General features: G+C 72.5%; 24 protein-coding genes and 1 pseudogene. 15 read left to right on the top strand and 10 right to left on the bottom strand.

The window, feature by feature from the left end:
- Positions 1–4 precede the first annotated feature (4 nt).
- On the bottom strand, positions 5–1,834 hold the full coding sequence (locus BX283_RS20930; RefSeq protein ID WP_101389091.1) for an acyl-CoA dehydrogenase: 1,830 nt from the start codon (positions 1,832–1,834) through the stop codon (positions 5–7).
- A 122-nt stretch (positions 1,835–1,956) separates the two neighbouring features.
- On the opposite strand from BX283_RS20930, the gene BX283_RS20925 reads away from it, so the two are divergent.
- From BX283_RS20925 to BX283_RS20915, 3 genes are all read left to right on the top strand, one after another.
- A complete protein-coding gene (locus tag BX283_RS20925) occupies positions 1,957–2,409 on the top strand; it encodes an SseB family protein (protein WP_067162054.1) in 453 nt (150 codons plus the stop codon).
- A gap of 156 nt (positions 2,410–2,565) precedes the next feature.
- Complete coding sequence (locus BX283_RS20920) at positions 2,566–3,522, top strand: pirin family protein (RefSeq protein ID WP_101389090.1); 957 nt, start codon at positions 2,566–2,568, stop codon at positions 3,520–3,522.
- A 271-nt stretch (positions 3,523–3,793) separates the two neighbouring features.
- On the top strand, positions 3,794–4,900 hold the full coding sequence (locus BX283_RS20915) for an AI-2E family transporter (protein WP_101389089.1): 1,107 nt from the start codon (positions 3,794–3,796) through the stop codon (positions 4,898–4,900).
- On the opposite strand, the gene BX283_RS20910 is transcribed toward BX283_RS20915, so the two are convergent.
- Entirely contained in the window at positions 4,825–7,011 is a 2,187-nt protein-coding gene (locus tag BX283_RS20910) for a SpoIIE family protein phosphatase (protein ID WP_101389088.1), read from the bottom strand. The genes BX283_RS20915 and BX283_RS20910 overlap by 76 nt on opposite strands.
- Positions 7,012–7,118: 107 nt before the next feature.
- Between BX283_RS20910 and aspS the strand changes: the two genes are divergently transcribed.
- From aspS to BX283_RS20890, 4 genes are all read left to right on the top strand, one after another.
- Entirely contained in the window at positions 7,119–8,897 is a 1,779-nt protein-coding gene (gene aspS / locus BX283_RS20905; protein WP_101389087.1) for an aspartate--tRNA ligase, read from the top strand.
- Between the two features lie 246 nt (positions 8,898–9,143).
- Entirely contained in the window at positions 9,144–9,650 is a 507-nt protein-coding gene (locus BX283_RS20900) for a SigE family RNA polymerase sigma factor (RefSeq protein WP_101389086.1), read from the top strand.
- Positions 9,643–10,461: a hypothetical protein gene (locus BX283_RS20895; protein ID WP_101389085.1), complete on the top strand. Its 819-nt coding sequence runs from the start codon at positions 9,643–9,645 to the stop codon at positions 10,459–10,461. Before BX283_RS20900 ends, BX283_RS20895 begins: the two co-directional genes overlap by 8 nt.
- A gap of 35 nt (positions 10,462–10,496) precedes the next feature.
- On the top strand, positions 10,497–11,309 hold the full coding sequence (locus tag BX283_RS20890; protein ID WP_101392485.1) for a L,D-transpeptidase family protein: 813 nt from the start codon (positions 10,497–10,499) through the stop codon (positions 11,307–11,309).
- 5 nt (positions 11,310–11,314) lie between these two features.
- Here the strand turns inward: BX283_RS20890 and BX283_RS40690 are convergent, their stop codons facing one another.
- Positions 11,315–11,464, bottom strand: a complete 150-nt coding sequence (locus BX283_RS40690) for a hypothetical protein (RefSeq protein WP_180357212.1) — start codon at positions 11,462–11,464, stop codon at positions 11,315–11,317.
- Positions 11,465–11,595: 131 nt separating this feature from the next.
- Positions 11,596–13,203, bottom strand: a complete 1,608-nt coding sequence (gene metG, locus BX283_RS20885) for a methionine--tRNA ligase (RefSeq protein ID WP_101389084.1) — start codon at positions 13,201–13,203, stop codon at positions 11,596–11,598.
- A 157-nt stretch (positions 13,204–13,360) separates the two neighbouring features.
- Here metG and BX283_RS20880 point away from each other — a divergent pair, with 157 nt between their 5' ends.
- A complete protein-coding gene (locus BX283_RS20880; protein WP_101389083.1) occupies positions 13,361–14,014 on the top strand; it encodes a response regulator transcription factor in 654 nt (217 codons plus the stop codon).
- On the top strand, positions 14,011–15,123 hold the full coding sequence (locus BX283_RS20875) for a cell wall metabolism sensor histidine kinase WalK (protein ID WP_257583327.1): 1,113 nt from the start codon (positions 14,011–14,013) through the stop codon (positions 15,121–15,123). Before BX283_RS20880 ends, BX283_RS20875 begins: the two co-directional genes overlap by 4 nt.
- Positions 15,124–15,403: 280 nt before the next feature.
- Here BX283_RS20875 and BX283_RS20870 read toward each other — a convergent pair whose 3' ends face one another.
- The 4 genes and pseudogenes from BX283_RS20870 to BX283_RS20855 form a co-directional block, all read right to left on the bottom strand.
- Positions 15,404–16,738 (bottom strand): VWA domain-containing protein, encoded by a 1,335-nt coding sequence (locus BX283_RS20870; protein WP_306822812.1) that lies wholly within the window; start codon positions 16,736–16,738, stop codon positions 15,404–15,406.
- Positions 16,739–16,913: 175 nt separating this feature from the next.
- Positions 16,914–17,873, bottom strand: coding sequence for a hypothetical protein (locus tag BX283_RS20865; RefSeq protein ID WP_101389080.1), 960 nt, complete (start codon positions 17,871–17,873; stop codon positions 16,914–16,916).
- Between the two features lie 56 nt (positions 17,874–17,929).
- Positions 17,930–19,411 (bottom strand): APC family permease, encoded by a 1,482-nt coding sequence (locus BX283_RS20860; RefSeq protein WP_101389079.1) that lies wholly within the window; start codon positions 19,409–19,411, stop codon positions 17,930–17,932.
- Positions 19,412–19,556: 145 nt separating this feature from the next.
- Positions 19,557–20,518: pseudogene (locus BX283_RS20855) on the bottom strand (LysR family transcriptional regulator).
- A 173-nt stretch (positions 20,519–20,691) separates the two neighbouring features.
- Here BX283_RS20855 and snpA point away from each other — a divergent pair.
- Positions 20,692–21,354: a snapalysin gene (gene snpA, locus BX283_RS20850; protein ID WP_101389078.1), complete on the top strand. Its 663-nt coding sequence runs from the start codon at positions 20,692–20,694 to the stop codon at positions 21,352–21,354.
- A gap of 96 nt (positions 21,355–21,450) precedes the next feature.
- Entirely contained in the window at positions 21,451–21,672 is a 222-nt protein-coding gene (locus BX283_RS20845) for a hypothetical protein (RefSeq protein WP_101389077.1), read from the top strand.
- 187 nt (positions 21,673–21,859) lie between these two features.
- On the opposite strand, the gene BX283_RS20840 is transcribed toward BX283_RS20845, so the two are convergent.
- Entirely contained in the window at positions 21,860–22,513 is a 654-nt protein-coding gene (locus BX283_RS20840) for a DUF1326 domain-containing protein (RefSeq protein WP_101389076.1), read from the bottom strand.
- A gap of 207 nt (positions 22,514–22,720) precedes the next feature.
- On the opposite strand from BX283_RS20840, the gene BX283_RS20835 reads away from it, so the two are divergent.
- The 3 genes from BX283_RS20835 to BX283_RS20825 all read left to right on the top strand — a co-directional run bounded on the left by BX283_RS20835 (position 22,721) and on the right by BX283_RS20825 (position 24,525).
- Positions 22,721–23,548 (top strand): DUF2182 domain-containing protein, encoded by an 828-nt coding sequence (locus BX283_RS20835; protein WP_101389075.1) that lies wholly within the window; start codon positions 22,721–22,723, stop codon positions 23,546–23,548.
- Positions 23,549–23,859: 311 nt separating this feature from the next.
- Entirely contained in the window at positions 23,860–24,024 is a 165-nt protein-coding gene (locus BX283_RS40685) for a hypothetical protein (protein WP_180357210.1), read from the top strand.
- A 195-nt stretch (positions 24,025–24,219) separates the two neighbouring features.
- Positions 24,220–24,525 (top strand): hypothetical protein, encoded by a 306-nt coding sequence (locus tag BX283_RS20825; protein WP_101389074.1) that lies wholly within the window; start codon positions 24,220–24,222, stop codon positions 24,523–24,525.
- Here BX283_RS20825 and BX283_RS20820 read toward each other — a convergent pair.
- Positions 24,440–25,786 carry a PLP-dependent aminotransferase family protein gene (locus BX283_RS20820; protein WP_101389073.1) on the bottom strand — a complete coding sequence of 449 codons (1,347 nt, stop codon included), beginning with the start codon at positions 25,784–25,786 and terminating at the stop codon, positions 24,440–24,442. The genes BX283_RS20825 and BX283_RS20820 overlap by 86 nt on opposite strands.
- A gap of 58 nt (positions 25,787–25,844) precedes the next feature.
- On the opposite strand from BX283_RS20820, the gene BX283_RS20815 reads away from it, so the two are divergent.
- Complete coding sequence (locus BX283_RS20815) at positions 25,845–26,600, top strand: alpha/beta fold hydrolase (RefSeq protein ID WP_101389072.1); 756 nt, start codon at positions 25,845–25,847, stop codon at positions 26,598–26,600.
- Positions 26,601–26,639: the final 39 nt, after the last annotated feature.

Genomic DNA, 26,639 nt, shown 5'->3' with positions numbered 1-26,639 from the left:
CGGTCTAGAAGGCCGCCTCGTCCAGCTCCATCAGGGAGTTGTCGACGGTCTCGGCCAGCGCGCGGGCGGTGCCGACGCCCGGCAGGACGTTCGCGGCGAAGAACTTCGCGGCGGCGATCTTGCCGGTGTAGAAGGCGACATCCTTGGCGGAGGCGGTCGGCAGCTTCTCGGCGGCGACGGCCGCGCTCTTGAGGAGCAGGTAGCCGACGACGACGTCACCGGACGCCATCAGCAGGCGGGTGGTGTTGAGGCCCACCTTGTAGATGTTCTTGACGTCCTCGCCGGTGGCGGTCAGGTCGGTGATCATCGTGCCGACGATCGCCTCCAGGTCCACCGCGGCCTTGGCCAGCGAGTCCAGCGCGCCGCCCAGCTCCTCGTGGCCCGACTGCTCGGCGAGGAACTTCTTGATCTCCTCGGAGAGGAGGTTGAGCGAGGCGCCCTGGTCGCGGACGATCTTCCGGAAGAAGAAGTCCTGGCCCTGGATCGCCGTGGTGCCCTCGTAGAGGGTGTCGATCTTGGCGTCGCGGATGTACTGCTCGATCGGGTACTCCTGGAGGTACCCGGAGCCGCCGAAGGTCTGGAGCGACTCGTGCGAGAGCTTCTCGTACGACTTCTCCGAGCCGTAGCCCTTCACGATCGGCAGCAGCAGGTCGTTCAGGCCGACGAGGGACTTGGCGTCCTCGCCCGCGGCCTCCTTGACCTGGATCGCGTCCTGGACGGCGGCGGTGTAGAGCACGAGGGAGCGCATGCCCTCGGCGTACGCCTTCTGCGTCATCAGCGAGCGGCGCACGTCGGGGTGGTGGGTGATCGTCACCTTGGGCGCGGTCTTGTCCATGAACTGGGACAGGTCCGAGCCCTGGACGCGCTCCTTGGCGTACTCAAGGGCGTTGAGGTAACCCGTCGAGAGCGTCGCGATGGCCTTCGTGCCGACCATCATGCGGGCGAACTCGATGATCATGAACATCTGGCGGATGCCGTCGTGCTTGTCGCCGATCAGCCAGCCCTTGGCGGGGTGCTTGTCGCCGAAGGTCATCTCGCACGTGTTGGAGGCCTTGAGGCCCATCTTGTGCTCGACGTTCGTCGCGTACACGCCGTTGCGCTCGCCCAGCTCGCCGGTCTCCCAGTCGAAGTGGAACTTCGGGACCAGGAAGAGCGAGAGGCCCTTGGTGCCGGGGCCGTGGCCCTCGGGGCGGGCGAGGACGTAGTGGAGGATGTTCTCCTCCATGTCGTGCTCACCGGAGGTGATGAAGCGCTTCACGCCCTCGATGTGCCAGGAGCCGTCGGGCTGCTCGACCGCCTTGGTGCGGCCGGCGCCGACGTCCGAACCGGCGTCCGGCTCGGTCAGCACCATCGTGGAGCCCCAGCGCTTCTCGACCGCGATCTCGGCGATCTTCTTCTGCGCCTCGTTGCCCTCCTCGAAGAGGATGCCCGCGAAGGCGGGGCCCGAGGAGTACATCCACACGGCCGGGTTGGCGCCCAGGAGCAGCTCGGCGTAGGCCCAGATGAGCGAGCGCGGCGAGACGGTGCCGCCGATCTCCTCCGGCAGGCCCAGACGCCAGTACTCGCTGTCCATGAAGGCCTTGTAGGACTTCTTGAAGGACGCCGGGACCGGCGCGGTGTTGGTCTCCGGGTCGAACACCGGCGGGTTGCGGTCGGCGTCGGCGAAGGAGTCGGCCAGCTCGTTCTCGGCGAGACGCGCGATCTCGTCGAGGATGGTCTTGGCGGTGTCGACGTCCATCTCGGCGAACGGGCCGGTGCCGTACAGCTTGTCGCGTCCGAGGACCTCGAAGAGGTTGAACTCGATGTCGCGGAGATTCGACTTGTAGTGCCCCATGGCGACGGCTCCGTAAGCAGGATCGGTTACATCTCTACCAGCAAGTAGCTACGATGATGCTACCCGTCGGTAATAAGACGCAACCCCTCTGGGCCCATATGTGGCGCACTACTCTTGCGCCCATGTACGGCTACGACCAGAACCAGGGTGCTCAAGCGCAGTACGCCCAGCCGCAGCAGCCTTCCTACGGGGAGCAGCCGCTGTACCCCGAGCCGTCGCCGCCCTCGCTCGCGGACGCGGTGCGGGCGTTCACCACGGGCTCGCTCTCGGCCGAGGACTTCCAGCAGATCTTCGCGGGCTCGAAGGTCTACTGCCCGCGCGGGGACAACCCCGGCTTCCTGGCCCTGCACAACACCCAGCAGCCGGTGATCCCCATGTTCACCTCGCTCAAGGAGCTGCGGCGGTACGCGGGCAAGGAGTCCAAGTACTTCGTGATCACCGGCGCGGAGGTCATCGACCTGCTCCCGACCGGGTACGGCTTCGTCCTCGACATGGAGGGCGACCACCGGATGGTGTTCGACGCGAAGGCGGTCGAGCAGATGGTCGACTTCGCGATGCGGCGGATGTACGGCTGAGTCCACCGGCCCGTTTTCGGCCGACTTTCCGGGGGTGGGGCGCCCCCGGACCCCTCTTTCACCCCCCTTCCACCCCTCCGGGAATCAGTGCGCCTTGCCGACTGTTCACCATTCAACTACTTTGGATGCTGAGCATCCCCCGAGGAGGGCCGTCCCATGCCTGCTGTGACCGTCGAAAACCCGCTCACCCTGCCGCGCGTGGCCGCGCCGGAGGGTGCGGTGCCGCGTCCCGTGCTCGCCGTGAGCACGGCGCCGGCCGGCTTCGAGGGGGAGGGGTTCCCGGTGCGGCGCGCGTTCGCCGGGATCAACTACCAGTACCTGGACCCGTTCATCATGATGGACCAGATGGGTGAGGTGGAGTACGCGCCGGGCGAGCCCAAGGGCACGCCGTGGCACCCGCACCGGGGCTTCGAGACGGTGACGTACCTGATCGACGGGACCTTCGTCCACCAGGACAGCAACGGTGGCGGCGGCACGATCATGAACGGCGACACCCAGTGGATGACGGCCGGGTCCGGCCTGCTCCACATCGAGGCGCCGCCGGAGTCGCTGGTCACCTCGGGCGGCCTCTTCCACGGCCTCCAGCTGTGGGTGAACCTGCCCGCCGCCGACAAGATGATGGACCCGCGCTACCAGGACATCCGGGGCGGCCAGGTCCAGCTGCTCACCTCGCCGGACGGGGGCGCGCTGCTCCGCGTGATCGCGGGCTCGCTGGACGGCCACGAGGGGCCGGGCATCACGCACACCCCCATCACGATGATCCACGCGACGATCCGCCCCGGCGCGGAGATCACTCTTCCCTGGCGGTCGGACTTCAACGGGCTGGCGTACGTGCTGGCCGGGCGCGGGTCGGTGGGCGCGGGGCGTCGGCCGGTGCGGATGGGGCAGACGGCGGTGTTCGGGGACGGTGGGTCGCTGACGGTCCGGGCGGACGAGAAGCAGGACGGGAACACGCCGGATCTTGAGGTCGTCCTTCTCGGTGGCCGGCCCATCCGTGAGCCGATGGCGCACTACGGGCCGTTCGTGATGAACACGCGGGAGGAGTTGCAGACGGCGTTCGACGACTTCCAGAAGGGGCGGCTGGGCACGATCCCGGCGGTCCACGGCATGTGAGCCCCCGGGGCTGCGCCCCCGGACCCCGTTTGCGGGGCCTGCGGCCCCTGCACCCCGCTTGGTTCGTCTGCGGACCGTGGCCGGTTGCTCGCGCAGTTCCCCGCGCCCCTAAAGGAGCGCCCCGAAGGGGCGCATCTAAGGGGCGCGGGGAACTGCGCGACCAGCCCGCCACCGGCCCGCAGACGAAGCGCCAGGCCGCCCGCCCCGTGGGGAACACCCAGGCGGGCGCACCCCACGCGCGTCGCCGCCGGCGGCATGGTGCGCTGGGGCCGTGGAGAACGCCAAGCCGCTGCTCCCCGAACCCGCCCGACGGCTCGCCGCCTGGTGTGTCGTCGTGCTGCTCGTCACCGGTGTCGCCGCCGTCGCCATCTGGCTGTGCGTGGTGTTCAAGACCGCCGTCACCCCCGTACTGCTCGCCCTGCTCGGCACGGCCCTCCTCGGGCCCGTCTTCCGGCAGCTGCTGAAGCTGCGGATGAAGCGGTCGCTGGCGGCGGGGCTCACCTGCGTCGCCCTCGTCGCCGTCGTCGGCGGCGCCGGATACGTCGTCGTCAGCGCCCTCATCGACACGGGCGACCAGATCATCGAGTCGCTCAGGCAGGCCGGGCAGTGGCTCGCCGACCACTTCGGGGTGGCCGGCGGCGACGGCGTGACCAGCGTCGCCGACAACGCCAAGAAGCTGCTCGGGAAGTTCGGCGCCACCGCCGCATCGGGGCTGCTCACCGGCCTCAGCATCGTCGGCTCGTTGATTGCCACCGGTGTGCTTTCCCTGCTGCTGACCTTCTTCTTCCTCAAGGACTCCGACCGGGCCGTCGGTCTCGCCCACTCCCTCGCGCCCCGTGGCTCCGGGCCCACCGTCGAGGCCATGGCCCGCCGCGCCTTCGAGGCCGTCGAGGGGTTCATGCGCGGGACCACGATCATCGCCCTCATCGACGCCTTCTGTATCACCGTGGGTCTGCTCGTCCTGCGCGTCCCCGGCGCCCTCGGGCTCGGCGCGCTCGTGTTCATCGGCGCGTACATCCCCTACCTCGGCGCCTTCGTCTCCGGTGCCGTCGCCGTGCTCGTGGCGCTCGCCGACCGGGGGCTCGGCATCGCCCTGTGGACGCTCGGGGTCGTCCTCGCCGTACAGCAGCTGGAAGGGCACATCCTGCAACCGGTGATCCAGAGCCGGACCGTGCAGATGCACCCCGCGATGGTCATGATCGCCATCACCGCCGGGGCCAGTGTCGCCGGGCTGCTCGGGATGCTGCTCGCCGTGCCCGTCGCCGCCGCCGGGTTCGGCGTCCTCGGCGAGCTGCGGAAGCGTTACGCCTCCGGGGAGCCGCCCCCGGCCGACCCGTCCGGCGCCGACACCGGCGCCGACCCGTCCGCCTCCTCGTAGAGCTCGAACCAGATCGACTTGCCCTCGCCCCTGGGGTCGACCCCCCAGCGGTCCGCGAGCATCTCCATCAGCACCAGGCCCCGCCCGCTGGACGCCATCTCGCCGGGGCGGCGCTTGTGCGGCAGGTCGTCGCTGGCGTCGGCCACCTCCACCCGCAGACAGCGCGTCCCCGGGGTGCCGGTGGCCTCGGCGACCAGGAGCGCGTCGCCGTCCGTGTGGACCAGGACGTTGGTGACCATCTCGGAGACCATCAGCTCCGCCGCGTCCACCTGCTCGGCGTCCGCCCAGTCGTGCAGCAGCTCGCGCAGCTCGCGGCGGACCCCCGCGATGCGGTGCGGCTCGGCCTGGGCGACGGTCAGGGCGGTGCGGCGGGCCGGGACGGCCCCGGCGCCCGGGACCGTCCCGCAGCCGCACACGTCGCTGTTGCGGCACAGCAGCAGCACCGCGATGTCGTCCTCGCGGCGGTCCGCCAGCGGGCCCACCGTGTGGTGCGAGGAGGGGCCGTGCACCGCCTGGACCAGCGCGTCCGCCAGCTTCTCCAGGCCGTCCCCGGTGTCCTCCTCCAGGACCGGGCGCAGCCGCGTCCAGCCCGAGCCCATGTCGTGGCCGCCGGTCTCGATCAGGCCGTCCGTGCAGATCATCATGGTCTCGCCGGGTTCGAGGACCAGACGGGTGGTGGGATAGTCCGAGTCCGCCTCGATGCCCAGCGGGAGGCCGCCCGCCGTCTGGCGGATCAGCGCCGTGCCCTCGGCCGTGCGGATCACCGGGTCCGGGTGCCCGGCCCGGGCGATGTCCAGCGAGCCGGTCGCCGGGTCGACCTCGATGTAGAGGCAGGTCGCGAAGCGCGGGTGGTCGTCGTCCCCGTCGTAGGACTCCCCGTACGACTCGGTGATCCCGTACAGGAAGCGCGAGGCGCGCGAGAGGACCGCGTCGGGGCGGTGGCCCTCGCTCGCGTACGCCCGCAGGGCGATGCGGAGCTGGCCCATCAGCCCTGCCGCCCGTACGTCGTGGCCCTGGACGTCCCCGATGACCAGGGCGAACCGTCCCGACGGCAGCGGGATCATGTCGTACCAGTCGCCGCCCACCTGGAGCCCGCCGCCGGTCGGCACATAGCGCGCGGCCACCGTCATCCCCGGGATCTCGGGGCCGAGCGTCGGCATCATCGAGCGCTGCAGGCCCAGCGACAGCTCGCGCTCGGACTCGGCCTCGCCCGCCCTGGCCAGCGCCTGGGCCAGCATGCGCGCCACCGTCGTCAGGACCGAGCGCTCGTCGGGCGTGAACGCCACCGGGTGCTTGAAGGCCGCCATCCAGGTGCCGATGGTCCGCCCGGCCACGATCAGCGGCACGAAGGCCCAGGACTGCCGGTCGAAGCGCTGGGCCAGCGGCCAGGTGGCCGGGTAGCGGCGGCGGTACTCCTCGGGGCTGGGGAGGTAGATGGCCCGGCCGGTCCGTACGACGTCGGCGGCCGGGTAGTCGGTGTCCAGCTGCATGTCCGCGAAGGGGCCGTCGTCGCCCGGGTTGTGCCCGTGGTGGCCGATGATCGAGAGGCGGTCGCCCGCGACCCCGAAGACGGCGAGCCCGTCCGGCGAGAAGCCCGGCATGGACAGGGAGGCCGCCACCCGCAGCACCTCGGCCGTGGAGCGGGCCTCGGCCAGCGCGCGGCCCGCGTCCAGGAGGAACGCCTCGCGGGAGCGGCGCCAGTCGCCGGTGATGGAGGCGTGCGCGGCGGTGGCGCCGGGCTGCGGCTCGGCGACCTCCTGGAGGGTGCCGACCAGCACGTAGTCCAGGCCGTCGGCGCTCTCCGTGGTCTCCTTGCGGATCGGCTTGGAGCGGCTGCGTACGGTACGCAGCACCCGCCCGTTCTCGTCCATGATCCGCATCCGGGCCTCGGCGAGGGTGCCCTCGGCGACCGCCAGGGCCACGATCTGGTCGACCTCGTTCCAGTCGACCGGGTGAAAGCGGGAGCGCACGGCGGCCTCGGTGAGCTCGGCCCGCTCGGGGGGCAGGCCGAGCAGGCGGGCGGCCTCGGCGTCGAGCGTGACCGTTCCGGACGCGTTGTCCCAGCGCCACAGCCCGGTGGCGATCGCAGCCAGGACGTCCTCGGTGCGCATGATCCCCACTCTAGGCAGCCGGATTTATACCGGCGAGAGGTGTTCGGCCCGGCCGGTAACCTGGAGGGACTGTTTCCCGCCTGTCACGCGAAGAACTGGATGAAGAAATGCATCGGTACAGGTCCCACACCTGCGGCGAGCTCCGCGCCTCCGACGTCGGCACCGACGTCCGGCTGAGCGGCTGGCTGCACAATCGCCGAGACCTGGGCGGCATCCTCTTCATCGATCTGCGCGACCACTACGGCATCACGCAGCTCGTCGCCCGCCCCGGCACGGCCGGTGCCGAGGTGCTGGACAAGCTCTCCAAGGAGACCGTCGTCCGCATCGACGGCAAGGTCGTCTCGCGCGGCGCGGAGAACGTGAACGCGGACCTGCCGACCGGCGAGGTCGAGATCGAGGTCGGCGAGGTCGAGGTGCTCGGCGCGGCCGGCCCGCTGCCGTTCACGATCAACGCCGAGGACGGCGTCAACGAGGAGCGGCGCCTGGAGTACCGCTTCCTCGACCTGCGCCGCGAGCGCATGCACCGCAACATCATGCTGCGCTCGGCCGTCATCTCGGCGATGCGCCACAAGATGACCGCGCTCGGCTTCAACGAGATGGCGACCCCGATCCTCGCCGCGACCTCCCCCGAGGGCGCCCGCGACTTCGTCGTCCCGTCCCGGCTGAACCCCGGCAAGTTCTACGCGCTGCCGCAGGCCCCCCAGCAGTTCAAGCAGCTGCTGATGATCTCGGGCTTCGACCGCTACTTCCAGATCGCGCCCTGCTTCCGCGACGAGGACGCCCGCGCCGACCGCTCGCCGGGCGAGTTCTACCAGCTCGACATCGAGATGAGCTTCGTCGAGCAGGAGGACATCTTCCAGCCCGTCGAGAAGCTCATGACCGAGCTGTTCGAGGAGTTCGGCGGCGGCCGCCACGTCACCTCGCCGTTCCCGCGCATCCCGTTCCGCGAGTCGATGCTGAAGTACGGCAACGACAAGCCGGACCTGCGCGCCAAGCTCGAACTCGTCGACATCACCGACGTCTTCGAGGGCTCGGAGTTCAAGGCGTTCGCGGGCAAGCACGTGCGCGCGCTGCCGGTGCCGGACGTCGCGGGCCAGTCCCGCAAGTTCTTCGACGGCCTCGGCGAGTACGCGGTGGAGCAGGGCGCCCAGGGTCTGGCCTGGATCCGCGTCGGCGAGGACGGCACGTTCGCGGGCCCGATCGCGAAGTTCCTCACCGAGGAGAACGTCAAGGTCCTCACCGAGCGCCTGGGCCTGGCCGCCGGGCACGCCGTGTTCTTCGGCGCGGGCGAGTACGACCAGGTCTCCAAGATCATGGGCGCGGTCCGCGTCGAGGCCGCCAAGCGCGCCGGCCACTTCGAGGAGGGCGTCTTCCGGTTCTGCTGGATCGTCGACTTCCCGATGTACGAGAAGGACGAGGAGACCGGCAAGATCGACTTCTCGCACAACCCGTTCTCGATGCCGCAGGGCGGTCTGGAGGCCCTGGAGACCCAGGACCCGCTGGACGTGCTCGGCTGGCAGTACGACATCGTCTGCAACGGCATCGAGCTGTCCTCGGGCGCGATCCGCAACCACGAGCCCGAGATCATGTTCAAGGCGTTCGAGGTCGCGGGCTACGACCGGGAGACCGTGGAGCGCGAGTTCGGCGGCATGCTCAAGGCGTTCCGCCTCGGCGCCCCGCCGCACGGCGGCATCGCCCCGGGCGTCGACCGCATCGTGATGCTGCTCGCCGACGAGCCCAACATCCGCGAGACCATCGCGTTCCCGCTGAACGGCAACGCGCAGGACCTGATGATGGGCGCGCCCACCGAGCTGGACGAGACGCGTCTGCGCGAGCTCAACATCCAGCTGCGCAAGCCGGTCGCGGCCAAGGCCGCGGAGAAGTAAGCCCGGGGTTCGTCTGCGGCTGAGTGGTGGGTTGCTCGCGCCCACGCGGCGGAGCCGCAAGTGTCACAGCCCCGCGCCCCTGAGGATGCCGCTGCGCGGCAATCCCCTGGGCGGCCCGCAGACGTACGGCGAAGGGCCCGGATCCATCGCGGATCCGGGCCCTTCGCCGTGTCCGGGGCAACCCGCCCGGCCCCCCACCGCGTTCGACAGGTGTGAGAGCCCGGACGGACAGACGAGGACACGACGATGGCCCCCGAGGGACCCGACGGATTCGAGGAGTTCGTCGCCGCCCGGGGCCCCCGGCTGCTGCGGGTGGCCTGGCTGCTGACCGGCGACGCGCATCTGGCGGAGGACCTGCTCCAGACCGCGCTCGCCAAGGTCTGGCCGAAGTGGCACCGGATAGCCGACGACCACCCCGAGGCGTATCTGCGCAAGACGCTGGTGACCACGTACACCTCCTGGTGGCGGCGGCGCTGGCGGGGCGAGGTCCCGCACGGCGAACTCCCGGACGCCGCCGGGCAGTTCGACGCGTACGAGGGCGTGGACCTGGAGCAGTCGCTGGCGGCGGCCGTCCGCGCGCTGCCCGCCCGCCAGCGCGCGGTGGTGGTGCTGCGCTACTTCGAGGACCTGAGCGTCGAGGACGCGGCGGCGGTGCTCGGCTGCGCCCCGGGCACGGTCAAGAGCCAGGCCGCCAAGGCGCTGCGCACCCTGCGGGGGCTGCTGCCCGTACTGATCGAGGAGCGCCGTGACTGACGACCGTTTCCCCGGGCCGGACGACGACGAGCAGGCGCTGCGGGTGCTGCTGGAGCGGGCCGTGCCCCGGCTGCCCGTCCCCGCGACCCGCCTGGACAAGGTGCGCGAGCGGCTGGTGCGGCGCAGACGGCGACGGGCCGCCGGGGGCGCGGCCTTCGCGGTGGTCTCGCTGGTGGCGGCAGGTGCGCTGTTGCCGGACGCGCTGCGCACCGAGCCGGAGAAGACGACCCCGGCCGCGTCCCCGCCGCAGGCGGTGACCGAACCGGCCGGGGTACGGGCCGACTTCCCCGAGCTCGGCGGTCTGGTGCTGCGGCTGCCCGCGTCCTGGGCCGCGCTGCGGCTGCCCGAGGGGCAGAAGATCAGGTCGCTGCCGTCGGGCTATGTGGCCGCGCAGCCGCTGAGGTCGTACGAGCAGGCCTGCGCGGAGCAGAAGAAGTCCGACGGGTCCGGTGTGCTGTGCGAGCCGGTGGACCGGCTCGCCCCCGACGGCCTGCTGCTCACGCTGTGGGGGCTGCCGGCCGGCGGCGACGACACCCGGGCGCCTGTGCCGGGGACGCCCATGGAACGCGCCCGGGAAGTGCCGGCGGACTGCCGCCGGTTGGGCGCCACCGCCTACTACACGGCCAGGCGGGCGACGGCGGACCCCATGACGGTGCTGTACGCCACCCTGTGCGTCAACGGCACCGGTTCCGGTTCCGACCGGCGGGCCGCCGAGGCGGCCGCCCTCCTGGACAGCGCGACGTACGACTTCGCCTCGCCCACCAAGGCTCCCACCCCCGAGGCCCCCACCCCCAAGGGGAGGGGCCGGTGACCGCCCCCGACCGCGCCGCGACGAGAGGCTCCGCCATGTCCGTTCGTTCCGCCCGGGGTGCCTGGGCCGCCCTGGTACTGGCGGCGCTGCTGCTGACCGGGTGCGGCCACGACGGCCAGGGCGTCCGCGACGAGGGCGACGGCCCCGGCACGCTCGCCGACGTGAGCACCGACTCCGCCACCGATTCCGTCACCGGTTCCGCCACCGACTCCGGCGGCGCGCACGCCGGGCGGGCCGCGCCCGAACCCGTACGCCCCCGGGAGCTACCCGCACTGGGCCCGGCCACCCGCTCCCGCGTCCCGGCCGCCAGCACCCAGGCGCTCGTCGTCACCGGCGAGGGGCCCGACGCCAGCCGGGCCACCGCCGTCCTCTACACCCGCGACCCGGTCAAGGGGTGGCTGCCCGCCGACGGCCCCTGGCCCGCCCGCAACGCGGCGCGCGGCTGGACCGCCGAGCACCACCAGGGCGATCTGCGCTCGCCCGTCGGGGTGTTCGGCCTCACCGACGCGGGCGGCCGCCTCGCCGACCCCGGCACCCGGCTCCCGTACGACCGGGGTTCCGCCTTCACCGCGGGCGGCACCGGCGTCGAGGGCGAGCCGCTCGACGGGTCCTTCGACTACGTGGTGGCGGTCAACTACAACCGCAGGCCCGGCACCAGCCCGCTGGACTGGACCCGGCCGCTCGGCGCCGGGCGCGGCGGCGGGATCTGGCTGCACGTCGACCACGGCGGCCCGACGCACGGCTGTGTGGCGCTGCCGAAGGAGCGGATGCGGCAGCTGCTGCGCGCCCTGGACCCGGCGCGCACCCCGGTGGTCGTGATGGGGGACGCGGCGGCCCTGGCCCGCTGAGCCCCTCAGTCCTCGTCCCCGGACGCCAGGTCCGGGGACGGGGGTCCGGTGGGGCGGTTCGCGCTCTGGCGGTTCGCCTCACGGACCTTGCGGATGAGCTCCTCGCGGCGTTGGGCCTCTTCCTCGGCCCGCTGCTGATCGGTACTTCTCGGCACGGCGCGCACCCCCTCATGCACGTTCCCCTTCACGTGCAGCGTGCGCGCAGGAAGGGCGCCCCGCAACCGCCGAGGGCACGCGAAGGGCCCGGAACCTGGCTGGTTCCGGGCCCTTCACCTACTCGTAAGGACTACGCGGGCTTCTCTTCCAGGCGCGGGAAGAGCACCGCGCCCTTGGTCACCGTCGCGCCGACCGGCAGCTGGCCCCAGCGGCCGGTGTCCTGGACCCGCTGGTCCGCCAGCGGCCCGAGGCCGGCTCCCTCGGCGCCGAGGGAGTCCCACAGCTTCTGCGAGGTGTCCGGCATGACCGGGTTCAGCAGGACGGCGACGGCCCGCAGGGACTCGGCGGCCGTGTAGAGGATGGTCGCCAGGCGCGCCTTGCCCTCCTCCGACTCGTCCTTGGCCACCTTCCACGGCTCCTGCTCCGTGATGTAGCCGTTGACCTGCTTCACGAAGTCGAAGACCGCCAGGATGCCGCCCTGGAAGTCCAGCTCCTCGCCGATCTTGCGGTCGGCCTCGGTGACGGCCCTGGTCAGGCCGTCGGCGATGGCCTGCTCGGCCGGGCCGGACGCGGTCGCGGCCGGGAGGGTGCCACCGAAGTACTTGCCGACCATGGCGGCCACGCGCGAGGCGAGGTTGCCGTAGTCGTTGGCGAGCTCGGAGGTGTACCGGGCGGTGAAGTCCTCCCAGGAGAACGAGCCGTCCTGGCCGAAGGCGATGGCGCGCAGGAAGTACCAGCGGTAGGCGTCGACGCCGAAGTGCGAGGTGAGGTCCTGCGGCTTGATGCCGGTCAGGCTCGACTTGGACATCTTCTCGCCGCCGACCATCAGCCAGCCGTGGCCGAAGACCTGGCCCGGCACGGGCAGTCCGTTGGCCATCAGCATCGCGGGCCAGATCACCGCGTGGAAGCGGAGGATGTCCTTCCCGACCAGGTGCACATTGGCCGGGAACGTCTCCTCGAACTTCTCCTGGTTCGCGCCGTAGCCGACCGCGGTGGCGTAGTTCAGGAGGGCGTCGACCCACACGTAGATGACGTGCTTGTCGTCCCACGGGATCGGGACGCCCCAGTCGAAGGCCGACCGCGAGATCGACAGGTCCTGAAGGCCCTGCTTCACGAAGTTCAGGACCTCGTTGCGGGCCGACTCGGGCTGGATGAAGTCCGGGTTCGCCTCGTAGAACTCAAGGAGCTTCGGGCCGTACTCGGACAGCTTGAAGAAGTAGTTCTCCTCCTTGAGGATCTCCACCGGCTTCTTGTGGACGGGGCACAGCTTGGTGCCGTCCTCGGCCTCGATGAGGTCGCCGGGGAGCTTGTACTCCTCGCAGCCCACGCAGTACGGGCCCTCGTAGCCGCCCTTGTAGATCTCGCCCTTGTCGTACAGGTCCTGGACGAACTCCTGCACCCGGTCGGTGTGGCGCTTCTCCGTCGTACGGATGAAGTCGTCGTTCGCGATCTCCAGGTGCTCCCAGAGGGGCCGCCAGGCCTCCTCGACGAGCTTGTCGCACCACTCCTGCGGGGTGACCCCGTTCGCGTCGGCCGTGCGCATGATCTTCTGACCGTGCTCGTCCGTGCCGGTGAGGTACCACACCTTCTCGCCGCGCTGACGGTGCCAGCGCGTGAGCACGTCGCCTGCGACGGTCGTGTAGGCGTGGCCCAGGTGAGGAGCGTCGTTGACGTAGTAAATGGGGGTCGAGACGTAAAACGCCTTCGCCCCCTGCTTCTCGGATCCAGTGGCCGCCATGGTCGAAATCCTAACGGCCGCGGGAAGATCCACTCACCCGCATAAACCCCCGGCGGCCGGTGGAGAGGTCCGCGAAACATCCGTTCCCGTACGAAGGACGCATCCTGGGAGGAGAGGGGGCGGGTACGTGAGCGGGGAACGGCAAGGGGAACAGCGCATGCGGGTACTGGTCGCCGAGGACGAGGAGGTCCTCGCGGAGCTGGTCGCGACCGGGCTGCGGCGGGCCGGTTTCGCCGTCGACACGGTCTACAGCGGCGACGCGGCCCTCGCCTACCTGGGGCTGCACGACTACGACGTGGTCGTCCTGGACCGCGATCTGCCCCGGGTGCACGGCGACGACGTGGCCCGCGCCCTGGTCTCGGAGGCCTCCCGCACCCGGATCCTGATGCTCACCGCGGCGGCGGCCTCCGAGGACCGGGTGGAGGGGCTCGACCTGGGCGCCGACGACTATCTGGGCAAGCCGTTCGACTTCCCCGAACTGGTCTCGCGGGTGCGGGCGCTGCGGCGGCGCAGCGCGCGGCCGGTGCCGCCGGTCCTGGAGCGGCTCGGGCTGCGGGTCGACACCGTACGGCGCACGGCGGAGCGCGAGGGCCGTTCCCTCGACCTCTCCCCGAAGGAGTTCGCGGTCCTCCAGATCCTGCTGGAGGCGGACGGCGGCACGGTCTCGGCCGAGGAGCTCCTGGAGCGCGCCTGGGACGCCCACGCCGACCCGTTCACCGGCGCGGTCCGCGTCTGCCTCAGCAAACTGCGCGGCAAGATCGGCGAGCCCGCGCTGATCCGCACGGTCCAGGGCGTGGGGTACGCGCTGTGATCCGCACCCGGGTAGCGCTGGTCTTCGGCGCGGTCTTCCTCGTCCTCGGGGCGCTGCTGCTCGGGGTGGTGAACCTGCTCTCCCGGGCCGGTACGCAGGAGCAGGCGGCCACCATCGCCACGCGGGCGATCACGGTCCAGCCCTTCGAGGAGGCGCGCGGGACGCAGGGGCCGGTGCTCGCCCCGCTGGCCGTACGCCAGGTGAGCGAGGACGTGAGCGACGCGGCCTGGCGGCAGAACGCGGTGTGGTCGTCGATGGCGCTGCTCGGGGTGGCGTTCCTGGCGGTGGCGGTCGGCTGGTACACGGCGGGGCGGCTGCTGCGGCCGGTCCATGTGATGACGGAACGGGCGAAACGCCTCTCGGCGGACAACCTGCACGAGCGGATCGGCGCGTCCGGACCCGACGACGAGCTCAAGGAGCTCGGCGACACGATCGACGACCTGCTCGGCCGCCTGGAGAAGGCGTTCGACAGCCAGCGCCGTTTCATCGCCAACGCCTCGCACGAACTGCGCACCCCGCTGGCCACCCAGCGGGCGGCGATCCAGATCGGCCTGGACGACCCGACCCCGGACGACCTCGCCCGTACGCGCGCGACCCTGCTCGACAACAACCGCCGCAGCGAGGCCCTGATCGAGGGCCTGCTGATGCTGGCCCGCAGCGAGCGGGGCCTGGCGGAGCGGGAGGAGGTGGATCTTGCGGAGGTGGTACGGGAGGAGGCGGCGCGGTATCCGTGCGCGACGGTCACGGGGGTGCGGTCGACGTGCGTGTCCGGCAACCGTGCGCTCCTGGCCCGCCTCACGGCGAACCTGCTGGCCAACGCGACGGCGTACCACGGGCGGGTGGAAGTGGCCGTCTTCGAAGGTGGGTTGACGGTGTCCAACCCTGGCGGGGCGGAGGTGGGGGCGGCCGAGGTGCCCGCCCTGTTCGAGCCGTTCCGGCGGGGGGAGGGGCGCGATCGGATGGGGCCGGGGGCGGGGCTCGGACTGTCGATCGTGCGCTCGATCGCGGGGGCGCATGGGGGGACGGCGACGGCTGTGCCGCTCCGGGAGGGCGGCTTGACGGTGACGGTCCTGCTGCCCGGTCCTCGTCTGCGGCCAGTGGTCGCCTGAGCGCGCAGTTCCCCGCGCCCCTTTTTGGCCCGGGGTTCGTCTGCGGGTGTGTGGTGGGCTGGTCGCGCCGTTCCCCGCGCCCCTTGTCGAGGCCGTCGTTCGTCTGCGGGCCGTCCCCAACTGAGCGCGCAGTTCCCCGCGCCCCTTAGATGCGCCCCTGCGGGGCGCCCTGTAGGGGCGCGGGGAACTGCGCGAGCAACCGGCCACGGTCCGCGGATGAAGGAGGGGTTAGGGGCGCGGGGAACTGCGCGACCAGTTGGGGACGGCCCGCAGACGAAAGTTACCGCCGGGAGAACCCGCCCACGAGCCCCGCGTACAGCGCCGCATCCGCGAGCTCCCGCGGAACAGGCCCCGCATGGAAGAACCCCGCATTCCCCGCATCCAACTTCCGCAAGAAGTCGAACGCCTTGCTGTCGTCCTCCCCGAACGCCACGAACTGCCAGAACAGATCCCGGCTCGCCGCATCGGCGAGCGCCTGCCGGGCAGCCACCTTGGCGTCCGGCGCGCCGTCGGTCTGGAAGACCACCAGCGCGGGCCCGTCGTACCCGCTCTTCTCGTAGTGCTCCACGACCGCCTCGACCGCACTGTGGTAGCTGGTGCGCCCCATCCGGCCGAGCGCGGCGTGCGTCTCGTCGACGACGTTCTCGTACGAGGTGAGCGAGAGGTCGGCCGTACCGTCGAGCTCGGTCGAGAAGAAGACCGTGTGGACGGCGGCGTCCTCGTCGAGGTGCGCGGCGAGCGCGAGCGTCTGCTCGGCGAGCTGCTGGGCGCTGCCGTCCTTGTAGTACGGCCGCATCGACCCGGACCGGTCGAGCACGAGGTACACCTTAGCCCGCGCCCCGACCAGCCCGGCCTTGCGCAGCTGCGCCCCGGCGGCCTTGTAGTGCTCTACGAGTCCGGGGGCACGGGACTTGATACGGGGGAGGGCAATGGCTGCGGTCGCCTTGGCGGCGGGCTGTGGGGTCGGCTCGGCGTCGGGCTCGGCCACGACGTCCACGGGCTCGGGCTCCGGCTCGATCACGGCAGCAACGGGCTCCGGCTCCGGCTCGGCCACAACAGCCACCGGCTCGGCCTCAGCCTCGGGCTCGACAGCCTCCACGACCGGCTCGGGCTCGACGGCCTCAGCCTCAACCTCGGGCTCGGCCGCCACCGCCACCGGCTCCGGCTCGGCCGCAACAGCCACCGGCTCGGCCTCAGCCTCGGGCTCGACAGCCTCCACGACCGGCTCGGGCTCGACGGCCTCAGCCTTCACGACCGGCTCCGGCTCAGCCTCCACGACCGGCTCCGGCTCGACGACCTCCGCCACAACCTCCGGCTCCGCCGGAACCCGCGGCTGCGGGACGTCGGAGCCGCCGGAAGCGGGGGGCTCGGCCGGGGACGTGTCCTCGGCGGGCCGGGCCGGGGACGGGACCGCCGGGCGCGACGGGGTCGCGTCGAACGCCGCCGCGACCAGCTCCTCCGCGGGGGAGAGGTCGCGCCGGGCGGGCGCCGGCACGGTCGGGGTCGCGGCCGGGGCGGATTCCTCGGCGGGGGAGGGCACGGTGGCCGGAGCCGATTCCTCCGCCGGAGCCGCCGTCAGGTCGGCGCTCTCCGCGTCGCGATCGCGTCCGAACACTTTGCGCAGCAAGCTCCGAATGCCCATGGGCGAGGCCTTTCGCATGAGTTGGGTGCGATATGCGGTATATGGCGTTACGTATCCACGCCGCGTGAGCGAGCCCACGAGCGTGGACACGTAAGGTTAGCGATCCGATCCGGTCAACCTCGGCAGGGGGCGGACGACGCCGTACCGGTTACGCCCCCGGCGGCACCCGCCAGCGCGCGATCTGCCGCTCCGGATCGCCCGTGTACACCCACGGCACCCGCGCCGCCCGCTCCCCCAGCAGCCCCACCAGCGCACGCGCCTCCAGGCTCAGCCCCGCGCAACACGCGGCGTGCGCCAGATAGTTGAGCTCGGACGCCTCCGCGAGCGGCACCGGACCGGGCGGACGGCCGCCCAGCCAGCGGTCGTAGGTGCGGCGCAGCTCGGTCACCGCCAGCTCCCCGCTCCAGTGCTGCCCGAACCCCCGCACCGGCTGCCCCTTGGCGCCCTCGGCGGCGTACCGGTACTCCTCCACCCGGGCGATCTGCACCAGGACCGGCAGCGGTGAGCCCTCGGGCGCCGCGCCCGCCGCGTCCCGGGCGAAGTCGTACATCGTGCCGTGCGTCCCGTGCCAGCGGGCCGAGAAGTAGCGCAGCATCTGCACATGGCCCTCCACGTGGTACGGGTCGCGGCGGCGCAACTCGTCCCACCAGCCGCGCAGATCGCGCCGCCCCACCCCGCCCTCGTACAGCCGCGCCACCGTGAGCAGCGACGCCCACGGCATCGGGTCGGCGGGATGGGCGTCGGCCGCGCCCAGGCAGGCCATCACCGCGACATCGAGCCGGTCCCGGTCGGGCACACCGCCGCGACCTGCGGCGATGGCCCGGTTGAAGACCCGGACCACTTCGGTGGCGGCCCTCAGCACGGCCGCGTCCGCGCTGTCGGGTTCGGCGGCCCTCCACGCCTCCACGACGGTGGAGCCCGCGACGGCGGGCGCGAGCAGCCGGATCCGGTGGGTGCGCAGTGGCCAGTTGTCGCCGGTCGCCCGCAGCAGATCCCGTACGCCCTGCCAGCGCCCGATCACGATGTCGTGCCGGGCGGTGGCGAGCGGGCGGTCGCCGAGGTCCGGGTCGAAGCGGACGGCCGGGGAGCGGCGGCGGACAGCGGCCATCAGCACTCCTCTCTGGTCGATGGGTCGACGTGGGTCGAGGGGGCGGTGAGTCGGGGTCAGAAGTCCGTCGGGAGGGCCGCGCCCGCGTACTCGGGGCGGCCCGGGCCGGAGCAGGCGTACACCTCGTCCACGGCGATGGCCCGGCCCGCGTCGAGGGCCGCCGGCCGGTAGTAGGCGCTGCCCCGCCGCCAGTACCAGAGCATCGGGACCAGCCCGGCGGCCAGGCCGCCGAGGCCGATGGCGATCGCGGCGCCGCTGAGCTGGGTGAGCGAGGCGACGAAGACGCAGAACATGAAGAGCGCGCCGAGCGCGGGCCACAGCCCGCCGAAGACGAAGGAGCCCACCGACTCGGTGAGCGTGCTGCGGTACGCGACGACCGCGGCCAGCCCCGCCAGGCCGTAGTAGAACGTGGTCTGGAGGCCGATCGCGGCCAGCGCGTCGGCCATGATGTCCTCGACCGAGCCCAGCGCGTTGGAGGCGACGAACAGGCCGAGGGCGACCGCGCCGACCGCCACGACGGCGACCCAGGGCGTGTTCCAGCGGCGGTGCACGGTGCCGAGCACGGCCGGGAGCGTACGGTCGCGGCCCATCGCGAACAGCGAGCGGGTGACCTGGAGCAGGGTGGTCTCCAGGGTGGCGATGGTGGACAGGACCACGGCGAGCACCATGAGCTTGCCGCCGACGCCGGGCCAGATGGTCTCGCCGAGCACGGCCAGCACATTGGACTCGTGCTGCTCGATCGCGCCCGGCGTCAGCGTCATGTTGACGGCGACGGTGAAGCCGACGAAGAGCAGGAAGACGACGGCGAGGCCGACGAGGGCGGCGAGCCCGGCGGTGCGGCGGCTGTCGCGGGTCTCCTCGCTGAGGTTGCTGGTGACGTCCCAGCCCCAGTAGTAGAACGCGGCGATCAGGGTGCCGGAGGCGAAGCCGCGCAGACCGTCGAAGTGGCCGAAACCCAGCCAGGACCAGTCGAAGGGGGCGGCGCCGCCGTGGTGCAGGAGCGCGCCGACGGCGAAGACCACGAGGATCGCGAGCTCCACGCCGGAGACGAGCACCTGGGCGCGGGCGGAGAGCCGGGCGCCGCCGAGCACCACGGCGAGCATCAGCAGGAACCAGCAGGCGCCGGTGGCGGTGGCGAGCGCGGTGTGGCGGGCGAGCTCGGGGTCGACGAGGGCCAGGGTCATCTGCCCGGCGGGCAGCGATCCGGCCACCATGAAGATGGTGGCGGCCACGACCAGCGCCCAGCCGCTCATGAAGCCGAGGAACGGGTGCAGGGTCCGGGCGACCCAGGAGTAGGCGGCGCCCGCGTTGACGTCGATGCGCCCGAGGCGTCCGAAGGCGAGCACGATGCCGAGCATGGGTATCGCGCAGTAGAGCAGCGCGGCGGGCCCGGCGAGGCCGACGGCCCCGGTCAGTACGGCGGTGGTGGCGGCCAGGGAGTACGCGGGCGCGCTGCCCGCGACGGCCATCACGACGGTGTCGAACGTGCCGAGGGCGTTGGAGCGGAGCCCTCTGTCGGTGCGGCTTCTGCTGTTCATGGCCGTCCTTTGCTGCGCGACGCGACATATGGCGGTATGTCGGAACTCCGTTCCCGCGAGCGGGTGTTGGAGATCGCGTGCATCGTAATGGCCGCGACAACCGGATCCGGCCACCCCGCCGACGAACCGCCCGCGGGCCGGGGGCTCAGCCCGGTACGGGGCGCAGGGTCCGGGGGCCCGCCAGCCAGGCGCGGTAGGGCGCGGACATCCGGGCCGCCTCCCAGTACGCCGCGTCGAGCGCCGAGTGGACCGTCCCGTACAGCGCCTCCTCGTACGCCCCCGCCCGCGCGGCGAGCAGCAGCCGTACGGCCAGGGGGTCGCCGCGCAGCGGCCGGATCGCCATGTCAGGGCGCGGGCGGGAGGTCGGCTGGCAGGGGGTGACGACCTCGCCGGTGGCGACCAGGGAGGCGGCGGTGAGGTAATCGCCGTGCAGCACGCGGGGGTTGAGCCCGGCGGCGGCGAACACGCGCCGCAGTCCGTCCCACTCGCCGTCCACGCTGGGGTCGACCATCCACCGGTCGCCCGCCAGATCGGCGAGGTCCACGACCTCCTCCTCGGCGGCCGGGTGGTCGGCGGCCAGTGAGATGAACTGGGGCTCGCGCTCGACCAGTACGCGTACGTCGAGCCCCTCCGGCACCCGCAGCGGGCAGCCCTCCACCTGGTGGACGAAGGCCACGTCGAGCTCGCCGGCCGCGACCAGGCCGAGCAGGGCGCCCGCGGAGACGTCGACGTGGAGCTGGGTCTCGGTGCCGGGCAGGCGTTCGCGCAGCCGCCGCAGCCAGCCGGGGATGGCGCGGCTGGCGGTCGAGCCGATGCGCAGCCGGGGCCGCCCGTCCACCCCGTCGACGGCCGCGCGCACCTCGGTGACCAGCGCGTCCATTCCGGCGAGCAGGGGGCGGGCGCGGCTGAGGACGGTCCGGCCGAGGGGGTGGGGCGGCAGCCGGTGCGTTCGCGGGAGAAGAGCAGGCCGCCCAGTGAGTGCTCGATGCGCCGGAGCTGGGTGGTCAGGGCCGGCTGGCTGGTTCCGAGCTGCCGCGCGGCCCTGTGCAGACTGCCGGTGTCGGCGATCGCGCAGAGGGCGCGGAGGTGCCTCACGTCGAGCTCCATGGCCCGAGGGTAAAGGGATTGTCATGTCCCGCACTAGACGGCCGATTCCCCGCCGATAACGCCGAGTTATCGCCGAATGCCATCATCCCCGCGCGCACCCGGCTCCCCGACACTCGCCCTGGTCCCCGGCAACCCACCGGGGCCGCCCCCACGAGAACGACCAGGAGCCCCCCATGAGACACCAGAGGACTGTCGTCCTGTCCACCGCGCTGGGTCTGGCGCTCGCCGGCCTCGGCGCGATCCCCGCGACGGCGGCGGCGCCTTCCCCCACCACGTCCACCACGTCCGCCTACGTGCACGGCTCGGCGTACGCGGGCTCGGCCAAGGAAGCGGCCAACAACAAGGCGTTCTACGACGCCGTGATGAAGTCGGTGGCCAAGAAGCGGGCCGCCGACCCGCTGGCGGCGTCCGTCACCGTCTACTACAGCACCCGCAACGCGCCGAGCTTCCGTTCCCAGATATCGCAGTCCGCGCAGATCTGGAACTCCTCGGTGCAGAACGTCCGCCTCGCCGAGTCCTCCTCCGGCGCGGACTTCTCGTACTACGAGGGCAACGACCCCAACGGCTCGTACGCGTCCACGGACGGGCACGGCAGCGGCTACATCTTCCTCGACTACCAGCAGAACCAGCAGTACTACTCGGTCCGGGTGGTCGCCCACGAGACCGGCCACGTCCTGGGTCTGCCGGACCACTACTCGGGCCCGTGCAGCGAGCTGATGTCGGGCGGCGGCCCGGGCACGTCGTGCCGCAACGCGTACCCGAACAGCACGGAGCGGTCGCGGGTGAACAGCCTGTGGCGGAACGGGCTGGCGACGGCGTTCAAGCCGGCGGCGTAGGGGATACGGGCGGGGCTCATCCCCGGCCCCGCTTCCGACTCGGCGTGCGGGCCGGTGGGGCACCCGGGTGTCGTACCCCTCTGGCAGCATGAGCGCATGCCGAGTGTCTCTCCCCGTCGTCCGTGTCCGTCGTGCGGCCGTGCCGTGGCCGTGGTGGCGGGCAAGTACGTGCGCCACGATCCGCGTACGCGCGCGTCGGGCGGCGGGGAGCTGACACTCTGCCCGGGCTCGAAGCGGCGGGCCCCGGCGGCGGCGCCCCAACGCACCCTGGACGGCTTCGAACTTGCCCCGTTCCCGGGGCAGTTGCCGTTGTTCTGACGGTGTCCGTCTGCGGGCCAGTGGCCGGTTGCTCGCGCAGTTCCCCGCGCCCCTGAGACGCGCCCCTTCGGGACGCCCCGGGGGATGCCGCGGAGCGGCATTTCTAGGGGCGCGGGGAACTGCGCGACCAGCCCCCACCGGGCCGCAGACGAAGAGCGACGCATTCCGCCCGAGCGAAACGACGCGGCTAGTCGGGCCCCGTCCAGTCGAAGGTGATGTGCTTGCTGGACCGGCCCTCGCGGCTCCAGAGGAACCCGTGGGCGTCGGCACGGTCCACCGTCGAGCGGCCCCAGGTCGCGACCTGGCCCGGTCCGGTCTCCGCACCCGGCAGGTTCGTCGACTGGACGCGCGCGCCCTCCGGCGTCGTGGGCCCCGTGAGCGCCGCCGCGCTCGCCTCGACCCGGCCCGGCACCACGGCCCGCCAGCTCGCGAGGTCGTCGGCGACCTCGATCTCGATGGGCGCGAACTCCATGCCGCGCATCTCGCCGGCCATCATGGTCACCATCTCGGCGGGCCAGCCGCCCGCCTGCCCACCGAAGATCATCTGAAGCGCCTCGCGCTGGGGTTCGTCGGCGCGCTCGTCGACGAAGACCGCGGCGTACGTGTCCGTGTGCTCGGCCCAGATGTTGCCGACGAACGAGGCCAGCATCAGGACGTTCAGGCCGTCCAGCCCCACGTCGCCGTAACGGCCCTCGCGGATGTGCCAGGCCAGGATGCCGTCGCAGTCGCCGTGGGTGGGCAGCTGCGCGAACGAGCAGGGGCAGGGCACGTCGCACTTGCAGGTGTCGAACCAGTCGCCCGCAGCGTGCCACCGGGGAACGGTCGCCGTCGTCTCGGACATCTCCCTGCCTCCTCGTGACCGTGCCGGGACGTCGGTCTCGGGAGGACGGCAGAGCCCCCGGGGGCCATCACCGGCCCACGCCCGGGTCGTACGGGTATCACCTCGATTGTCCCACCGCGGGGGCGTCCGGAGGAGGCGCTTTCCCCGTACACGCGTTCCCGCGCGCTTCCGCGCGCACGCGCGGGTCCGCCGTGCTGTGCTGGAGGTGTGCGCCTCGACCGGAAGGCCCTGTCACCCCCTTTGCGTCCGGCGAATCTGCTGTCGGCCGGGCAGCTCGCGGTCGCCTGGTCCGTGATGGCGGCGATCGCCCTTCTCGCCTGGGCGCTGGTGGTCGACCAGGCCCGTGACATGGGGGTCGAGCCCGGAACCATGGGCATGGGCGTCCCGCTGTTCCTGCTGCTGTGGCTGGTCATGATGATCGCCATGATGTTCCCGTCGGTGGCCCCGGTGGCCCTCACCTGGGTGCGTGCCATCGGGCGCCAGTCGCCCACGGGAGCCGTGCGGGTGGCGCGTACCGCCCAGTTCGTCGCCGGATATCTGCTGGCCTGGACGGCCTTCGGCCTGATCGCCTACGGGCTTCTCGCCGGGACCGGGGCCCTGGTGGACGAGCACCCGGGCGCCGGGCGGTGGCTCGGCGCCGGGGCCTTCCTGGTCGCCGGGCTGTACCAGTTCGGCCCGTGGAAGGACCTCTGCCTGCGGCACTGCCGGAGCCCGATGGGCCAGCTCGTGCGTTACGCGGGCTTCCGGCCCCGGGCCCGCGATCTGCGGGTCGGGGCGCACCATGGGGCGTACTGCGTGGGCTGCTGCTGGGGGCTGATGGTCGTGCTCGTCCCGCTGGGCGTCATGAACGTCCTGGCGATGGCCGCGGTGGCCGTGGTGATCTTCGTGGAGAAGCTCTGGCGGCTGGGCCCGGTGTTCTCGCAGGTCGTCGGGGCGGCCTTCCTGGTACTAGCGGTACTGAGCCTCTTCCAGCCCTGGCTGCTGCCGGGCCTGATCCCGCCGCAGTCCCCGATGACGGAGATGCGCCCCTTGTAGCCCGGTGTCCGTCCGCGGGCCGGTGGCCGGTTGCTCGCGCAGTTCCCCGCGCCCCTAAAGGTGCCGCTCCGCGGCATCCCCCGGGGCGCCCCGAAGGGGCGCATCTAAGGGGCGCGGGGAACTGCGCGACCAGCCCACCACCGGCCCGCACACGAAAGGCGACGCAACCCCGCTCGCCGCTACTCCCGCGTGTAGAACACATAGAACGCCGCCGCGGCCATCCCGCCCCCAGCAGCGCCCCCATCATCGACGCCCCGAACACGCTCTCGCCCGACTGCGCGTACAGAAACCCCGTCCCCGCCCCGAACAGCGTGCCGAACGCCGCCGCCCGCAGCTCCCGGGGCAGGCGGCCCTGGATCATCAGCAGGCCCAGGCCGAGCGCGGCGATCACCGCACCGGACACCAGGCCGAGCGCGATGTTCGCGCCGGTGACCTCGCCGCCGTGGCGGTTGATGGACGCGGCCCAGAAGCCGTAGCAGACGCCGATGACCACCGGCAGGGCGATCAGCGCCACGGGCAGGCCGAGACGGGCGGACAGGCCGGAGAGGGGTCCGGGCCGGGACGACTGCACCGGCATCGCTGCGTGTGCGGACATGGCGCAACTCCTTCCACTTCCCCCATACAGCCCACACCCGCGCGCTCCGCCCGGCAACCCGGGGTTGGCTGGACCCGTGCGCTCCTCCGTCACCGCCGCCGGCCTCGGCATCGCCGCGGGCGGGTTCGGGCTGCGCGCCCTGGTCGCCCTCGGCCGCGTCCTGACCCTCGCCGACCTCCCGCCGCACGCCGACCCCGCCACCGCCGCGGCTGTCTACGACACCCTCACCGGGGCCCTGCGCGGCGCCGCCTGGGGCGCCGTCGCCGCCGGTCTCACCCTGGCTCTGGCGGCCTGGCTCACCGGCCGCGTACGGCGAGCTCCGCCAGCCGGCGAAGGGCCCCGTCCAGGACCTCCCGGGGCGGCGAAGCCAGCCCCACCCTGACCGCGTCCGGTGCCGACGCCGTGCCCACCGCGAACGCCGACCCCGGCGTCACCGCGATCCCCAGCTCCCGCGCGGCCGCCGCCACGAACGTCTCCGCGCGCCACGGCGACGGCAGCTCCCACCAGCAGTAGTACGAGCACGGGGCGACCCGGACGGTGAAACCGCCCAAATGCCGTGCCACCAGCGCCTGCCGCGCCCCCGCCTCCGCCCGTTTCGCCTCCGTCACCGCCTGTACCGTGCCGTCCTCGACCCACCGGACCGCCGCCGCCAGGTTGAACCCGCCCGCCGTCCACGCCCCGGACCGCAGCGCCCGCGCGACCTCCTCCCCGTACGCCTCGGGGACGCTCAGGAACCCCACTGTCAGGCCCGGCGCCAGCCGCTTCGACAGGCTGTCCACGAGCAGCGTCCGCTCCGGCGCGTACGCGGCCAGCGGCGCGGGCGTGTCCGCGCCTGCCAGGAACGCCCACGTGGTGTCCTCCACCGCGGGCAGCCCCAACTGCCGCAACACCTGCGTCAGTTCCTCGCGCCGAGCGTCCGGCATCGTCAGCGACAGCGGGTTGTGCAGCGTCGGCTGGACGTACACCGCGCTCAGCGGCGCCCGCCGGTGCGCCGCCTCCAGCGCCGACGGCAGCATCCCCGACCCGTCCGTCCCGATCGGCACCAACACGATCCCCAGCCGCTCCGCCACCGCCTTGACCAGCGGATACGTCAGCTCCTCCACCCCGACCCGGCCCCCGGGCCGTACCAGCGCCGACAGGGCCGCCGCGATCGCGGCGCGGCCGTTGGCCGCGAACAGCACGCCGGCCGGGTCCGGGCTCCAGTCGGGGCGGGCCAGCACCCGGGCCGCCGCCGCGCGTGCCTCGGGCGTGCCGTCCGCCGCCGCCGGGCGGGTCGCCTCCAGGAGGACGTCCGGACGGGTCAGGGCCGCCAGCCCGCGCGCCATCAGCTCCGACTGGCCATCCGCCACGGGGTAGTTGAGCTCCAGGTTCACCGGCGTACGGCCGCTGTCCTCCGCGAGCACCGACCCGGGGTGCGGCGGCGCCGCCCGCACGAACGTGCCGCGCCCGACCTCCCCCACCACCAGGCCCCGCCGCACCAGCTCCCCGTACGCCCGGATCGCCGTCGAGACCGCCACCCGGTGGCGGCGCGCGAACGTCCGCTGGGGCGGCAGCCGGTCGCCCGGGAGCAGCCGCCCGTCGGATATCGCCTTCGCCACCCCGTCCGCCAGCCGCCGGTAGTCCACCGCGTACCTCCAGAACATTGCACCGAGAGCAAAGATCTTATTGCACCGACCAGTTGGGGCCGCCTAGCCTCCGGACATGCCCACCACCTACACCGACCGGGGCACGGGCGACGCCCTGCTCCTGGTCCACGGCCATCCCTTCGACCGCACGATGTGGGACCCCCAGGCAGCGGAGTTCGCGCGGACGCACCGCGTCGTCGTCCCCGATCTGCGCGGTTACGGCAGCGCGCCCGTCACCCCCGGCACCACCCTCCTGTCCGACTTCGCCGAGGACCTCCGCGCGCTCGCCGACCGCCTCGGCCTCGCGCGCTTCGCGCTCGGCGGGCTGTCCATGGGCGGCCAGATCGTCATGGAGTGCTACCGCCTCTTCCCGGAGCGGATCAGCTCGCTGGTCCTCGCCGACACCTTCCCCGCCGCCGAGACCCCGGACGGGCGCACCGCCCGCCGTGAGATGGCCGACCGGCTCGTACGCGAGGGCATGAAGCCGTACGCGGACGAGGTGCTGGAGAAGATGGTGGCGCCGTGCGCGGACGCCGAGGTGAAGGCGCACGTGTACCGGATGATGACCGCCACCGACCCCGAGGGCGCCGCCGCCGCGCTGCGCGGGCGCGCCGAGCGGCCCGACTACCGCGAGCTGCTCACCACCGTCACCGTCCCCACTCTGGTCGTCGTGGGCCGCGACGACACGTACACGCCGGTCGCGGACGCCGAGGCGATGCACGCGGCGGTCCCCGGATCCACCCTCGTCGTCGTGGAGTCGGCGGCCCATCTGCCCAATCTGGAGCGGCCCGCCGAGTTCAACGCGGCCCTGCGTGCCCATCTGACGGGCTGAAGGACCGCACCGGCGGATACTTGAGGGCACCACGGCCTG

It is taken from the genome of Streptomyces sp. TLI_146, from assembly GCF_002846415.1.
GTDB lineage: Bacteria > Actinomycetota > Actinomycetes > Streptomycetales > Streptomycetaceae > Streptomyces.
This window is presented reverse-complemented; position numbering and strand designations above follow the sequence as displayed.

What these genes read in the sequence shown, in the direction of transcription:
- BX283_RS20920 (WP_101389090.1), top strand. Translation starts at nt 2,566, where the DNA reads ATGCCTGCTGTGACCGTCGAAAACCCGCTCACCCTGCCGCGCGTGGCC.
- BX283_RS20910 (WP_101389088.1), bottom strand. Translation starts at nt 7,011, where the DNA reads ATGCGCACCGAGGACGTCCTGGCTGCGATCGCCACCGGGCTGTGGCGC.
- BX283_RS20930 (WP_101389091.1), bottom strand. Translation starts at nt 1,834, where the DNA reads ATGGGGCACTACAAGTCGAATCTCCGCGACATCGAGTTCAACCTCTTC.
- metG (WP_101389084.1), bottom strand. Translation starts at nt 13,203, where the DNA reads ATGGCGGCCACTGGATCCGAGAAGCAGGGGGCGAAGGCGTTTTACGTC.
- BX283_RS20840 (WP_101389076.1), bottom strand. Translation starts at nt 22,513, where the DNA reads ATGTCCGAGACGACGGCGACCGTTCCCCGGTGGCACGCTGCGGGCGAC.
- BX283_RS20900 (WP_101389086.1), top strand. Translation starts at nt 9,144, where the DNA reads ATGGCCCCCGAGGGACCCGACGGATTCGAGGAGTTCGTCGCCGCCCGG.
- BX283_RS20925 (WP_067162054.1), top strand. Translation starts at nt 1,957, where the DNA reads ATGTACGGCTACGACCAGAACCAGGGTGCTCAAGCGCAGTACGCCCAG.
- BX283_RS20820 (WP_101389073.1), bottom strand. Translation starts at nt 25,786, where the DNA reads ATGTTCTGGAGGTACGCGGTGGACTACCGGCGGCTGGCGGACGGGGTG.
- BX283_RS20860 (WP_101389079.1), bottom strand. Translation starts at nt 19,411, where the DNA reads ATGAACAGCAGAAGCCGCACCGACAGAGGGCTCCGCTCCAACGCCCTC.
- BX283_RS20865 (WP_101389080.1), bottom strand. Translation starts at nt 17,873, where the DNA reads ATGGCCGCTGTCCGCCGCCGCTCCCCGGCCGTCCGCTTCGACCCGGAC.
- snpA (WP_101389078.1), top strand. Translation starts at nt 20,692, where the DNA reads ATGAGACACCAGAGGACTGTCGTCCTGTCCACCGCGCTGGGTCTGGCG.
- BX283_RS20880 (WP_101389083.1), top strand. Translation starts at nt 13,361, where the DNA reads ATGCGGGTACTGGTCGCCGAGGACGAGGAGGTCCTCGCGGAGCTGGTC.
- BX283_RS20845 (WP_101389077.1), top strand. Translation starts at nt 21,451, where the DNA reads ATGCCGAGTGTCTCTCCCCGTCGTCCGTGTCCGTCGTGCGGCCGTGCC.
- BX283_RS20815 (WP_101389072.1), top strand. Translation starts at nt 25,845, where the DNA reads ATGCCCACCACCTACACCGACCGGGGCACGGGCGACGCCCTGCTCCTG.
- aspS (WP_101389087.1), top strand. Translation starts at nt 7,119, where the DNA reads ATGCATCGGTACAGGTCCCACACCTGCGGCGAGCTCCGCGCCTCCGAC.
- BX283_RS20890 (WP_101392485.1), top strand. Translation starts at nt 10,497, where the DNA reads ATGTCCGTTCGTTCCGCCCGGGGTGCCTGGGCCGCCCTGGTACTGGCG.